The sequence below is a fragment of the Paenibacillus sp. FSL R5-0519 genome, from assembly GCF_037974275.1.
Lineage (GTDB): Bacteria > Bacillota > Bacilli > Paenibacillales > Paenibacillaceae > Paenibacillus.
On record NZ_CP150234.1, the window covers coordinates 1,136,905 to 1,150,799 of the forward strand.

Consider the following 13,895-nt stretch of genomic DNA (forward strand, 5'->3'; position numbering starts at 1 on the left):
CCATTGGAGGTGCGAAAGCGATGGGACCGAGCAAAGCGAAAGGTCGTCGTTTTCCTTTACTGCCTTTAAGAGGACTTCTCGTCTACCCGAGTATGGTACTGCATCTCGATGTGGGCCGGGAGAAATCGGTCAAGGCTTTAGAAAAAGCGATGGTAGAAGAACATCTGATTCTCCTATGTTCCCAAGCCGAAGTAAATATTGAAGAACCAACACAAGAAGACATTTTCAGAATCGGAACCGTGGCCAAGGTCAGACAGATGCTGAAGCTTCCGAATGGTACGATTCGTGTACTCGTGGAAGGCTTGGAACGGGCTGAAATTATTGAATATACGGACAACGAGGAATATTATGAAGTACTGGCAAAAGAGCTGCCTGAAGAGGAGAATACCCATCCGGAGACGGATGCCTTGATGCGTACCGTTCTGAACCAGTTCGAGAATTATATTAATCTGTCCAAAAAAGTGACACCAGAGACACTTGCTGCGGTGTCTGACATCGAAGAACCAGGGCGTTTGGCCGATGTCATCACGAGTCACCTGTCCTTGAAGATCAAGGATAAACAGGAAATTCTGGAGACCATCGACGTTCGGGAACGTCTGGAGAAATTGCTGGATATCCTGAACAATGAGCGCGAAGTGCTGGAGCTTGAACGCAAGATCAGCCAACGTGTGAAGAAACAGATGGAGAAAACGCAGAAGGAATATTATTTGCGTGAGCAGATGAAAGCAATCCAGAAAGAACTGGGTGAAAAAGAAGGCCGAGCGGGTGAGGTTGAGGAACTTCGCACGCAGATGGAAGAACTCGGCTTGCCGGACAAGGTGAAAGAAAAGGTTGAGAAAGAAATTGATCGACTGGAGAAAATGCCTGCAAGTTCAGCCGAGGGCGGAGTCATCCGCAACTATGTCGATTGGCTGCTCGGCCTTCCTTGGAGCCAGATGACAGCAGATGATCTGGATATCCAAAAAGCCGAGGATGTGCTCAATGCAGATCATTACGGATTGGAAAAGCCCAAAGAACGTGTGCTTGAATATCTGGCGGTCCAGAAGCTCGTCAAGAAGCTTAAAGGGCCAATTCTCTGCTTGGTTGGACCTCCAGGGGTCGGTAAAACATCACTTGCCCGTTCGATCGCGAGATCGCTGGGACGGGAGTTTGTCAGAATCTCTCTTGGCGGCGTGCGCGATGAAGCCGAGATTCGTGGACACCGACGCACCTATGTAGGAGCCATGCCTGGTCGTATCATTCAGGGAATGAAAACGGCGGGATCACTTAATCCGGTATTCCTGCTCGACGAGATTGATAAAATGGCTTCAGATTTCCGCGGAGACCCTTCTGCAGCGTTACTTGAAGTCCTTGATCCGGAACAGAATAATACGTTTAGTGATCACTTTGTAGAATTGCCGTTTGACTTATCCAACGTTATGTTTATAACAACTGCCAATACGGTACACAATATTCCGCGTCCATTGCTGGATCGGATGGAAATGCTCAACATCCCTGGTTACACGGAGCTGGAGAAGCTGCAAATTGCGAAAAACTATTTGTTGCCCAAACAGAAGCAGGACCATGGTCTGGAAGAAGAACAACTGGAAATCCCGGATGACGCGTTGTTGCGTGTAATTCGTGAATATACACGGGAGTCAGGTGTACGTAATCTGGAACAGCAGATGGCTTCGTTGTGCCGGAAAGCTGCCAAGAATATCGTGTCTGGTGTGGAAGGTCAGATTAACATCACATCAGATGAGATCAAAGACTATCTTGGACCTGGCAAGTTCCGTTATGGCATGGCCGAACTGGAAGATCAGATTGGTACCGTAACGGGTCTGGCGTGGACGGAAGTTGGCGGAGATACCCTTGTCATTGAAGTGACTGTTGTGCCTGGAACAGGTAAATTGACTCTGACAGGTAAACTGGGGGATGTCATGAAGGAATCGGCACAAGCCGCATTCAGTTACACACGTTCCAAAGCTACGCAGCTTGGGATCGCGCCTGATTTCCATGAGAAGAACGATATTCATATCCACGTTCCGGAAGGAGCGATTCCGAAGGATGGTCCATCTGCCGGGATTACGATGGCAACAGCGTTAATCTCAGCTCTGACGAACAAACATGTATCCAAGGATATCGCCATGACTGGTGAAATAACATTGCGTGGACGGGTGTTGCCAATTGGTGGTTTGAAAGAGAAATCACTGGCAGCCCATCGTGCAGGTTATAAAAAAATATTATTGCCTAAGGATAACGAACGGGATCTGCGTGACATTCCAGACAGCATCAAGGAAGATGTGGAGTTTGTCCCGGTCGCCCATATGGATCAGGTATTGCAGCATGCGCTTGTTGAGCAGGCAGGAATCCACCTGTAATCCACGTATCCGAAAGGTTCGTATGAAGAGTAGACCGTTCTGCGGAGGCTTCGGCATCCGCTGGAACGGTTTTTTTGGTATGATAGAACAATCCATGGCATAATACCATCAGTGGGTTATGCATAGTAAAGGCGTTCAAGAGAGGAAAGATACAATATGAAAGTAAATCAATCTGAATTTATTATCAGTGCCGTTCGGCCTGAACAATACCCAGATGACGGTCTGCCAGAGATTGCGTTGGCGGGACGCTCCAATGTGGGGAAATCTTCCCTGATCAATCGTTTGATCAATCGCAAAAATTTGGCTCGGACAAGCTCAACACCGGGTAAGACACAGCAGCTCAACTATTATAAAATTAATCAGGATCTCTACTTTGTCGATTTCCCGGGATATGGCTACGCTAAAGTTTCCAAAGAGCAACGCTTTGCCTGGGGTAAAATGATGGAGAAATACTTGCTCGGACGTGAGGAATTGAAACTGGTTATGCAGATGGTGGATATGAGACATGAGCCATCCAAGGATGACAAGATGATGAATGAGTGGCTTCGTCATAACGGATTGCCTATGGTTGTCGTAGCAACCAAGATGGACAAGATTCCAAAAACACGCAGAGCCAAACATATCAAAGTCATTAAGGAATCACTGGGTCTACGTTCAGGGGATTTGTTTGTGCCGTTTTCATCCGAAGAGGGATTGGGGAAAGAAGAATTATGGGATATCATTACCCGCCATGCCCGCATCGATAAGTATGCACCAGTGCTGGATGCAGAGGGTGCTTCTGAAGAGGAAGAAAACAACGAAATTAACGGATAACCGAGATAGTATACTGTTTTAGTGCGGGAAAGTGAGCATGTTAAGTGAATCTTTGATGAGATCAAGATTAATCCGGTTTTTTATGGAATTTCGTGAGAATTCATCATCTGGGTCTGGAGAAAAATAGCGTTAAGCTAGTGTATAATGAGCATAGGTGCATGTTGCCAGCAGTACCCAAAACACCGGCTTTGCCGGCCTGAAGAATTTTGAGATTACTGCTTCATGTGCAGGAAGGCAAAACAATCGGGAAAGAATTGAGGGATTTGTATGGCTCAGCGGTTAGCCACAGAGTATGTTAAGGCCACTATGAAATTGTCAGAACCCCAGATGCATCAGTTTTTGCGCATGACAGAAGACGGCCGACTCCATCATCGGGTTAAGGTGTTGGACAATGGGTGTCAGGAGGTTGTGCTGGGGGATGTAAGTGGAGAAGAGGTTCATTTCCCTTTTGACCGCATAGAAGGATTTTATATCTGTGAGTTATCTTGCCGCCTGGTGAATCTGCATCTTACCAATGTGGTCCGGAAGCTCTTTATGACATTTAAGGGTGACGGGGTTGTTCATCGGATCTATAAAGGGTTCACCATGACGTATGTTTATGCTCAAGGCACTGTCCGTAAAATTGTGGAGAAAACCGGGGAGAACACCCGAGTGATCTATGAATACAAAAATACGTTGCTTGAATTGCAACAGCTGTTCCAGGCCAGAGATGTAGAACGCGAAATCAACCGTGTGTATGCCGAGATTGATTCACTGCTGGACACTAGAAAAGATGCGACTGCTGATCAGCTTCATCAGATTGATGAGAGCCTTGCTCGTTATCAAAAACGGTTGTTTGAGATTGAAGCTTATTAACCTGAAAGTGTATCTTTATACACGTATATGAATGTAATGAATTCCCTTGTTTCTTCCGGGCTGTGGCACTTGCCAATGCGGAGGTTTCAGGGGGATTTTTTGATGTGAGATCAAATATTCCGCATTGAAAATATTTATTTTACAATCTTCTGGAAAAGGGTTGATTTCACTCTGATTCAATGTTATTTTTAATCTCGTTGAAAAGAATATAGGAACCAGGATTCACTCAGGACATTATATGTTGCGAGAGATTTTTCCCTCGGGAAGTGAATGACGTAGGTCCTAGCGGATGAAATTTTTCAAACATTTTATTCCTAGGAAGGGGGAACCGAAGGATGGAATATTCAACTTTCGGAAGACACGTTGCTATTGATACTTGGGGTGTCGACTTTAATCTACTGAACAATGCAGAGTATCTGGAAGCCCAAATGATTGAAGCAGCGGAGGCATGTGGCGCGACAGTAATGTCCGTGCAGTCCAAGCAGTTTGACCCACAGGGAGCGACCGTACTTCTACTATTGTCTGAGAGCCATCTCTCCATTCATACGTATCCTGAGAGAGGTTTTGCAGCGATTGATTGTTACACTTGTGGAGATACCGTTGACCCACAACTGGCCATTGACTACCTGGTATCCGTATTAAAGCCTGAAAAAACGTATGCAAAGAAGCTGGTACGTGGATTGGGCGAATTGCAAGTTGAAACTCCAGAGATGAACAACCAGATTGAACGGGTTTAAATAAATAGTATATTGCATACACAATGTTCACATATCGGGATGGACGCATAACCTCCCAAACTCTAATAGTCATGGAATAATTCCATGGCTATTTGTTTTAATATCCATATCGTTATGAATATTCATAATCGACACATTTTAACGCATAAGGGTGAACTTTGGTGAGACACTACAATAAATGACAGTGCATATGATGATGAACATGGGGATTTCATAAACATTTCATAAAAATGACCCGGTCAGGGCTATGATGTGTGATATAATTAACCATGTCAATCATAAATGGATAGACATATGCAGTAAGCACTTTGATTGGAAATTTATTAGGCAGGTGAACTTGCAATGCACATCGTTGTCGTTGGTTTGAATTATCGCACGGCGCCTGTAGAGGTTAGGGAACGATTCACATTTGCAGAAAAGGACTTGTCTGAAGCGCTGCAGCAGCTCAAGCTGACCAAGAGTGTATTGGAAGGTGTAATCGTAGCCACATGTAACCGTACCGAGTTGTACGTTGTGGTGGACCGTCTTCACATGTGTGGTTATTTTATTCGAACATTCATGGAACAATGGTTTAATGTACCACGGGAAGAATTTACGCAACACTTATATATATATGAAGATGACCAAGCCATGCGACATTTGTTCCGTGTGATCTGCGGACTGGATTCCATGGTCATTGGTGAGACTCAGATTCTTGGACAGGTGAAACAGGCTTTTCTTAAAGCTCAGGAAGAGAAATCAACAGGCACCTGGTTTAATAAGCTGTTCAAACAGGCAGTTACGCTGGGCAAACGGGCACATTCGGAGACTTCCATCGGGGAGAGCGCCGTATCTGTCAGTTATGCTGCTGTTGAGCTCGGTAAGAGGATCTTTGGCATGTTCACAGACAAGAAGGTGCTCATTTTGGGTGCCGGCAAGATGAGTGAACTAACCGTGAAACATCTCTATGCCAACGGGGCATCCGAAGTCATCGTGGCGAATCGTACGCTCGCAAGAGCCGAAGAATTGGCAGCCAAGTTCCGGGGTACACCTTGTACGATGGAACAGGCATTAGATCGACTTAATGAAGTTGACATTGTGATTAGTTCCACTGGAGCTGAACGTTATGTCATGGATGCGGCAGTGGTACGGGAGAGCATGAAGCGTCGTCAATCTCGTCCATTGTTCCTGATTGATATTGCGGTCCCACGCGATATTGATCCGGCGATTGGTGAATTATCCAACGTATTTCTCTATGACATTGATGATCTGGAAGGAATCGTGGAGAGCAACCTGGAGATGCGTAAGGTGGAAGCTGCCAAGATTGAGAGAATGATCGAGCTTGAGATGGAGGATTATTACCATTGGCTCAAAACGTTGGGTGTTCGTCCCGTTATTCGCGCTTTGCAGGAAAAAGGGGTCTCCATTCATGAAGAAACGATGGATAGCCTGTTTAATAAACTGCCTGAGCTCGATGAACATCAGCGTAAAGTCATTCGTCGTTTGACCAAGAGTATTGTGAATCAAATGACAACAGATCCGATTAATCGGATTAAGGAAATGGCAGGCACGAAGCAAGGTGATGAAGCTCTGCGCATGTTTACTCAGATTTTCGCTCTGGAAGATGCAGTAGAGATGGCTGCTGAAAAAGTGAGTCAGAGTGATGCCACAGCTCTGGCGAAACCAGCCGCACACCTTAACGAAAACCGGCAAGACCCCGTGCCGGCTTATGCTCCGGCAGGCGTATAAGGCGGGTGGGCAGCTTGACCCTTGCTGAACAAGTCTATGAAGCTCTAATCTATATGTATGCCCTGAGCCTACTGTTCTATTTCTCGGACTGCATTCGACGCAATGCGGGGGCGAAGCGGACAGGCACAGGGTTTCTTGTTGTTGTTTGGGGACTGCAGGTCACACATGTCATTATGCGCATGTGGACTGAAGGCCATTTCCCCATCTATACCACCTTTGATTTTTTGTTTATATTTTCATTCAGTATTGTGTTGATGTCTCTCGTCATGACTCGCATCCAGCGTTCCGAATTTGTGATTTTGTTGCTGAATGTTGTAGGTTTCTCCGTTACGGTATTAAACCGACTGTGGTTTACGGCCGGAGAGATATCACTGCATAACTGGCAAACGGTACATGGATTACTCATCATGCATATTACCCTGGCGAATCTTGGTTTTGCATCGTTAACCGTTGCTACGGTATTTGCCTTGTTATATCTGTTCTTGCACCGTAAGTTGAAGAAAAAAAAGTGGAATGATACGATGCGCCGGCTGCCAAGCCTGGAAGTGATCGGTAAGTATATGGATGGTGCTACGTTGATAGGAACACCGCTCCTTGGGGTTTCTGTGATGCTTGCCGTATTATCCATTGTGGCGGAAAGACGCTGGATTCTACTCTTGGATCTCAAAGTTATTTCGACAGGTCTTGCTATAGCCATCTATGTGGGTTACTTCGTATCCAAGAGAAGGAAACAGTTCTCTACGATCATCATGGCAAGATGGACTCTGATCGGGTACGCATTTGTCATTATAAGTTTTTTATCCAATGCGTATTCAGCGTTTCATCGTTGGACGGGAGAGTGAAGAGGATGGACCGTTACACACCGATATTTGTGAATACTTCAGGCAAGAAGTGCTGCGTGGTTGGTGGTGGACGTGTGGCCGAGCGTAAAATTAAGGGATTGCTGCATGCCGAGGCACAGATTACGGTCATTAGTCCCGAGCTTACTCCCGTATTACAACAACTGCATCATGAATCCCGAATTCAATGGATAGACCGGTCCTACCGCAATGGAGATTTGCGGGGGGCCTTTCTCGTATATGCAGCGACTGACCGGTCAGAGGTCAATTCAACTGTGGTTCGGGATGCGGAGGCTGTGGGCATATTAGTGAATGACGCGATGTCTTCGGAGCACAGCAGCTTTATTACGCCAAGCGTGGTAAGGCGCGGGAGATTAAGCATAGCGATATCCACAGCAGGAGCGGGGCCGGCAGCAGCTGCTGAGATACGTGCCACACTTGAACGACAGTTTGGTGATGAGTATGAGACGTATCTAGAGTTTTTGCACCAGATGAGGACCGAGGTGAAGTCACGCGTATCTTCTTCTAGTCTCAGAAGTACGTTGCTTCGGCAGTTAACTGAAATGCACATATTAGAAGATATTCGTACAGGCCATTTCCGGTGGTGGACCGAAGAAGAAATCGGGGACTGGATATCCCGTAATCAGGAGGAAGTATAGATATGCGTACAATTAAAGTTGGAAGTAGACAGAGCGCGCTTGCGCTAACCCAGACAGGCCATGTTATTCAGGATTTACGCGACATTTGTGAGCGGGAAGGATTAGCTTTTGACTTTGAAGTACATAAGATTGTTACCAAGGGAGATCTCATTCTGGATGTAACGCTGTCAAAAGTGGGAGGCAAAGGATTGTTTGTCAAAGAAATTGAACAGGCGATGCTTGATCGTACCATTGATATGGCTGTGCATAGCATGAAGGATATGCCCTCCGAGTTACCCGAAGGATTAATTAATGGCGCTGTTCCCCGTCGTGCAGATCCACGGGATGCGCTCATTTCCAATGATGGACTTACGCTGGATCAATTGCCAGAAGGCGCAAGAGTTGGGACAAGCAGTCTGCGCCGATCCAGTCAATTAAAAGCCTATCGTCCAGATTTGCAATTGGAATCGCTTCGCGGCAATATCGATTCCCGTCTGCGGAAGCTGGAGACTGAAGGCCTTGATGCGATTATTCTGGCTGCTGCAGGGTTGTACCGGATGGGCTGGGAAGACCGGATTACCGAGTACTTGACCGAGACAGCTTGCCTTCCGGCCGTGGGCCAGGGGGCGCTTGGTATCGAATGCCGTGAAGACGATGAGGAATTGTTGCACTTGTTGCAGCTGTATAATGATCCCGAGACAGCATTTCCTGTACAGGCGGAACGCCGTTTTCTCAGTGTATTGAATGGGGGTTGTCAGGTTCCGATTGGTGCTCATGCGGTGTGGGTGCCTCAGCAAGATGCAGATTCCCTGAATGGCAAAAACACGTTACAATTAACAGGTATGGTCGGTACACCGGATGGTGGACTGATTCTTAAGGAAGCTCTGACTGGCAAAGACCCGGTTCGTCTGGGAGAAGAAGTGGCTTGGAGATTGATCGAACGGGGAGCAGAGCAGATACTGGCAGAAGTTAGGGGATGAAGACATGGTGGGGAAGGTCTTTTTGGTAGGAGCAGGTCCTGGGGATGCAAAGCTGATTACGGTAAAAGGGTGGGAATCCATCGGTAAAGCCGATGCTGTAGTCTATGATCGTTTGGCAAGTCCGAGATTGTTGAAACAAATGAAACCTGGCGCGGTCAAGATTTATGTGGGCAAGCGCCCGGATCGGCATACGATGAAACAGGAAGAGATCAATCAACTGTTGGTTGATCTGGCTCTGGAAGGCAAAGTTGTGGTACGGCTTAAAGGTGGCGATCCGACGATCTTTGGACGCGTGGGCGAAGAGGCGGATTTGCTGCACAAAAACGGCATTCCATTTGAGATTGTGCCTGGGGTAACAGCTGCGATAAGTGTGCCCGCGTATGCCGGAATTCCCGTGACACACCGTGACTATGCGTCCTCTATCTCCATCATTACGGGGCATGAAAGTCCGGACAAGCTCGATCGCAGCATCCATTGGGATAAAGTGACGAATGCGACGGGTACACTTGTATTTATGATGGGTGTTGCCAAAATTGGCTATATCAGCGAACAGTTGATTCGTCATGGTCGTCCAGCACAAACACCAGTAGCACTGGTTCGTTGGGGAACACGAGCGGAACAGGATACCATTACAGGTACCCTTGAAGATATAGAAGCGAAAGTGATCGCAGCCAATTTCCAACCGCCTGCTGTTATTGTGGTAGGGGATGTCGTGAATCAACGGGAACAGTTGAAATGGGCAGAGGCGCTGCCGCTGTTTGGCAAACGAATTCTGGTGACCCGTGCTCGCAGTCAGGCGAGTGAACTCGTGAATCGCATTGAGGAACTCGGCGGCGAACCGTATGAGTTTCCGGTCATTGAGACGGTCATGCCTTCCAGTGAATCTGCACAGCAAAGTGTCAAAGACGCGTTCAGTGCTTTAAATACCTATGACTGGGTATTTTTCACAAGTGTGAACGGCGTGGAGTTCTTCTTCCGCCATCTGGAACAGGAAGGCAAGGATATTCGCTCGATTCATCAGGCAAGAATTGCTGCCGTAGGACCATCCACAGCAGACGCTTTGCGCAAACATGGCATCGTTGCAGAGGTTGTCAAAGGTCCTTTCCAGGCCGAAGGCATGCTTGAGGCTTTTGAGAGTGAATTGAAGGAAGGCCAGAAAGTCCTGCTTCCGCACGGTGATCTGGCTCGTACGTGGTTACGTGACCAGCTGCGAGAACGAGGACTTCAAGTCACCGAAGCCATCATCTATGATACGATCCTCGCTGGTGAAGATGATGATGAACTGCTCAAGCTGCTTGAAGAAGGCGGTATACATGCGGTGACCTTCACAAGTTCATCGACGGTTACCAACTTCATGAGTATGTTGAAACGGATGGGATTGCAAGATCCGCTGCCTTTGTTAAAAGATGTGGAGGTTGCATGTATCGGACCGGTTACAGCGAAGACAGCAGAGGCCGCTGGACTGCGTGTTACACTCATGGCAGAGGAAGCAACGATGGATAGCTTGATCACCGTTCTATGCGACTGGAAACGGACAAGCACCAAAGAAGGCGCTCTTCGTAATTAATACACATGTAATATGTTGACATATGAAGCGTGCTGAATTCGATAGGATACCAGCGCGCTTCCCTTTTTGCTCTATTACACTTTCAGGGAGGTTTACACGTATGAGTTTTCCAATTGTACGGCATCGCCGTTTACGCCAATCCACAGGTATTCGCAATATGGTCAGAGAGACCCATCTAACCGTGGATGATTTTATTCAACCGATCTATGTAACGTATGGAGAAAATGTTAAATCCGAAATCAAATCCATGCCTGGGGTATTCCGTTTCTCGCTGGATCGTCTTCAGGAAGAAGTAACAGAAATTGCCGAGTTGGGAATTCCAGCCGTGTTATTGTTCGGTATTCCTGAGACGAAGGACAGTGTGGGTTCATCTGGCTTCGCTGAAGATGGCATTGTGCAGGAAGCGACGAGATTGATCAAATCCTGGTACCCAGAACTGCTGGTTGTTGCAGATACTTGTCTGTGTGAATTCACAGATCACGGTCACTGCGGTATGGTACACACCGTGGAGATTGACGGTCACATCTGCGGAGATGTGTTAAATGACGAATCACTTGATCTGCTCGTGCAAACGGCAGTGTCCCAAGCCAAAGCAGGAGCGGACATTATTGCACCATCCAACATGATGGATGGATTTGTACAAGCGATCCGTGCCGGGCTGGATGAGAATGGATTCAGTCACATTCCGATCATGTCCTACTCTGTAAAATATGCTTCTGCATTCTATGGCCCATTCCGCGAGGCAGCAGATTCAACGCCACAATTCGGGGACCGCAAGTCGTATCAGATGGACCCGGCCAATGCACGAGAAGCTCTGCGTGAAGCCGAAACGGATGTGCTGGAAGGAGCCGACATGTTGATGGTAAAACCATCCCTTTCCTATCTGGATGTTATGCGCACCATCAAGGATCAATTTGATCTTCCGCTTGTTGCCTATAATGTAAGTGGCGAGTATGCCATGGTTAAGGCGGCGGCGATTCAAGGCTGGATTGATGAGAAAAAAGTTGCCATGGAAATCTTGCTCAGCATGAAACGCGCAGGTGCAGATATGATCATTACCTACTACGGAAAAGACGCTTCTCGCTGGTTGGCTGAGAAATAAAATAATCGACATTGAGGAGGATACACATGACTGTACAACAAGGTAATCGTCGTAATGATGAGCGCTCACGCAGCGCGTTTGAGGAAGCGAAGCAGTACATACCCGGGGGGGTGAACAGCCCTGTACGCGCATTCAAATCGGTGGGACTTACGCCAATCTATGCGGAGCGCGGCGAAGGGTCCAAAATCTACGATATTGATGGCAATGTTTTTATTGACTATGTAGGATCGTGGGGTCCACTCATCATGGGACATGCACACCCTGACGTTGTAGAAGCTTTGCGTGAGACAGCCCTTAAAGGAACAAGCTTTGGTGCACCTACCTTGCTGGAGACCGAGATGGCGAAACTGGTCTGTGAGCGTGTACCTTCCATCGATATTGTGCGGATGGTCAATTCCGGTACGGAAGCAACCATGAGTGCCATTCGACTGGCACGCGGGGTAACCGGACGCAGTAAAATTCTGAAGTTTGAAGGATCATATCATGGACATGCGGACAGCTTGCTGATCAAGGCTGGTTCAGGTGTTGCAACATTGGGTCTGCCAGATAGTCCAGGTGTGCCTGAAGGCGTAGCTGTGAATACCATTACGGTACCTTATAACGATCTGGAGTCCGTGACGCTTGCTTTTGAACGTTATGGTGAAGAACTTGCCGCTGTTATTGTGGAACCTGTGGCGGGTAACATGGGGGTTGTACCTCCGGCTTCCGGCTTCCTGGAAGGTTTGCGCAGTTTGACAACGCAATATGGCAGCCTACTTATTTTTGACGAAGTCATGACGGGTTTCCGCGTAGGGTTGAACTGTGCCCAGGGACGATATGGGGTTACACCTGACCTGACTTGTCTGGGGAAAGTTATCGGTGGCGGACTCCCGGTTGGTGCTTATGGTGGTCGCCGGGATCTGATGGAACAGATTGCTCCTACGGGACCGATCTATCAAGCAGGTACACTAAGCGGGAATCCGCTGGCTATGGCAGCAGGATATACCACGCTCAAATTGTTAACACCAGAGGTCTATGACCGTCTGGAGACACTGTCTGCACGTCTGCAAGCCGGATTCGAGAAAAATGCATCTGAGGCGGGTGTCGAGATAACCATTAACCGTGTGGGTTCCATGGTTTGTCCATTCTTCAGTGCCGTTCCGGTAACCAATTATGATATTGCCAAAGAAAGCAATCTGGATCAATTCCGTCGTTATTTTGCGGCCATGATTGATCAAGGTGTGAGTGTTGCGCCTTCGCAATACGAAGGCATGTTTGTCTCTGGTGTGCACACGGAGCAGGATATTGACGATACGATCGAGGCGAATCGTAAAGCTCTTCAATCGCTATGACGATTAAAACTTGGAAACGCCGCGGGGAATGGCTTGAGCTGATGCCAGGCAAAACCGTAACCGGCAGCTCGGACAAACAGATGGCTGCGGAGCAATGGCTATTGTCTGAACTTCAGTTTCCGGAGAAACTGCTACGTCAGCTTAAAGCAAACCGAGGAATACAACTCGCAGGGGACCGGCTTCGGCTGGCCCTTTTTGCGTCCCAGCCAATCGATGTCGAGCCACGCTGGGCTGAGGCGGAGGTCTTGTTTGAGGATGATTTCTGCTTGGTTATGCACAAACCGGCAGGCATGAAACTGCATCCGGATGGAAGCCGCGCTGATCAGGCCATCACGCTAGATCATGTGGTTGCCTCCTATTATGAGATGAACGGAATACAGGCAAGTGTACGCCATGTTCATCGACTGGATGAGGATACAACCGGACCTGTCCTGTATGCCAAAAATGTTTTTGCTCTCGCCAAACTGGATGAAGCGATGCGCCGCAAAGAGATTGGTCGCCATTATGTAGCCATTGCAGGGGGACGACTATCCCCAGAACTGCGCAAAATTGATGCTCCGATTGGCAAGGACAGACATCACAAACAGCGCAGACGTGTCTCTGAAGGTGGTCAAGAAGCTGTTACGCATGTGGAGATCGTCGAAGTGTGGGAACGGGCAACTCTTGTACGATTGAAGCTGGACACAGGACGCACACACCAAATTCGTGTACATCTGAGTTATGCAGGACATCCGCTCATTGGTGACGAGTTGTATGGTGGGAGAGCGGATGCCATTGGCCGACAGGCGCTTCACGGAGAAGTGTTGAAGTTTAACCACCCGTTAACTGGAGCCATGATTGAAGTAAATGACCCTTGGCCGTCCGATTTTACACAACTGGCAGAGCGCGAAAAGAAATGATATAAAGCTAACTTTAATAGTGACACGAGAACGGAGAGGACAGAAA

12 protein-coding genes are annotated in these 13,895 nt (G+C 47.8%); all 12 read left to right on the forward strand.

Annotation, left to right across the window (positions count from 1 at the left end; all coding sequences use genetic code 11):
- The first annotated feature begins 20 nt into the window (after nucleotides 1-20).
- The 12 genes from lon to MKY73_RS05020 all read left to right on the forward strand — a co-directional run bounded on the left by lon (nucleotide 21) and on the right by MKY73_RS05020 (nucleotide 13,849).
- The gene (lon, locus tag MKY73_RS04965; RefSeq protein WP_339305988.1) at nucleotides 21-2,360 is read left to right on the forward strand and encodes an endopeptidase La; all 2,340 of its coding nucleotides are present in this window, start codon (nucleotides 21-23) and stop codon (nucleotides 2,358-2,360) included.
- 156 nt (nucleotides 2,361-2,516) lie between these two features.
- Nucleotides 2,517-3,173, forward strand: a complete 657-nt coding sequence (gene yihA, locus MKY73_RS04970; protein WP_339305989.1) for a ribosome biogenesis GTP-binding protein YihA/YsxC — start codon at nucleotides 2,517-2,519, stop codon at nucleotides 3,171-3,173.
- Nucleotides 3,174-3,440: 267 nt separating this feature from the next.
- On the forward strand, nucleotides 3,441-4,028 hold the full coding sequence (locus tag MKY73_RS04975; RefSeq protein ID WP_339305991.1) for a non-ribosomal peptide synthetase module: 588 nt from the start codon (nucleotides 3,441-3,443) through the stop codon (nucleotides 4,026-4,028).
- Between the two features lie 335 nt (nucleotides 4,029-4,363).
- Complete coding sequence (speD, locus tag MKY73_RS04980) at nucleotides 4,364-4,765, forward strand: adenosylmethionine decarboxylase (protein WP_339305993.1); 402 nt, start codon at nucleotides 4,364-4,366, stop codon at nucleotides 4,763-4,765.
- Nucleotides 4,766-5,107: 342 nt separating this feature from the next.
- On the forward strand, nucleotides 5,108-6,493 hold the full coding sequence (hemA, locus tag MKY73_RS04985; protein WP_017692596.1) for a glutamyl-tRNA reductase: 1,386 nt from the start codon (nucleotides 5,108-5,110) through the stop codon (nucleotides 6,491-6,493).
- Between the two features lie 53 nt (nucleotides 6,494-6,546).
- Nucleotides 6,547-7,335, forward strand: a complete 789-nt coding sequence (gene ccsA, locus MKY73_RS04990) for a cytochrome c biogenesis protein CcsA (RefSeq protein ID WP_339308489.1) — start codon at nucleotides 6,547-6,549, stop codon at nucleotides 7,333-7,335.
- Nucleotides 7,336-7,340: 5 nt separating this feature from the next.
- On the forward strand, nucleotides 7,341-7,991 hold the full coding sequence (locus MKY73_RS04995) for a bifunctional precorrin-2 dehydrogenase/sirohydrochlorin ferrochelatase (RefSeq protein ID WP_339305995.1): 651 nt from the start codon (nucleotides 7,341-7,343) through the stop codon (nucleotides 7,989-7,991).
- A 2-nt stretch (nucleotides 7,992-7,993) separates the two neighbouring features.
- Entirely contained in the window at nucleotides 7,994-8,950 is a 957-nt protein-coding gene (hemC, locus tag MKY73_RS05000; RefSeq protein ID WP_339305997.1) for a hydroxymethylbilane synthase, read from the forward strand.
- Between the two features lie 4 nt (nucleotides 8,951-8,954).
- The gene (gene cobA, locus MKY73_RS05005; protein ID WP_339305999.1) at nucleotides 8,955-10,517 is read left to right on the forward strand and encodes a uroporphyrinogen-III C-methyltransferase; all 1,563 of its coding nucleotides are present in this window, start codon (nucleotides 8,955-8,957) and stop codon (nucleotides 10,515-10,517) included.
- A 100-nt stretch (nucleotides 10,518-10,617) separates the two neighbouring features.
- Entirely contained in the window at nucleotides 10,618-11,619 is a 1,002-nt protein-coding gene (hemB, locus tag MKY73_RS05010) for a porphobilinogen synthase (protein ID WP_017692601.1), read from the forward strand.
- Nucleotides 11,620-11,645: 26 nt separating this feature from the next.
- Nucleotides 11,646-12,950: a glutamate-1-semialdehyde 2,1-aminomutase gene (gene hemL / locus MKY73_RS05015; protein WP_339306001.1), complete on the forward strand. Its 1,305-nt coding sequence runs from the start codon at nucleotides 11,646-11,648 to the stop codon at nucleotides 12,948-12,950.
- Nucleotides 12,947-13,849 (forward strand): RluA family pseudouridine synthase, encoded by a 903-nt coding sequence (locus MKY73_RS05020; protein ID WP_339306002.1) that lies wholly within the window; start codon nucleotides 12,947-12,949, stop codon nucleotides 13,847-13,849. The genes hemL and MKY73_RS05020 overlap by 4 nt, the downstream gene beginning before the upstream one ends.
- Nucleotides 13,850-13,895 lie beyond the last annotated feature (46 nt).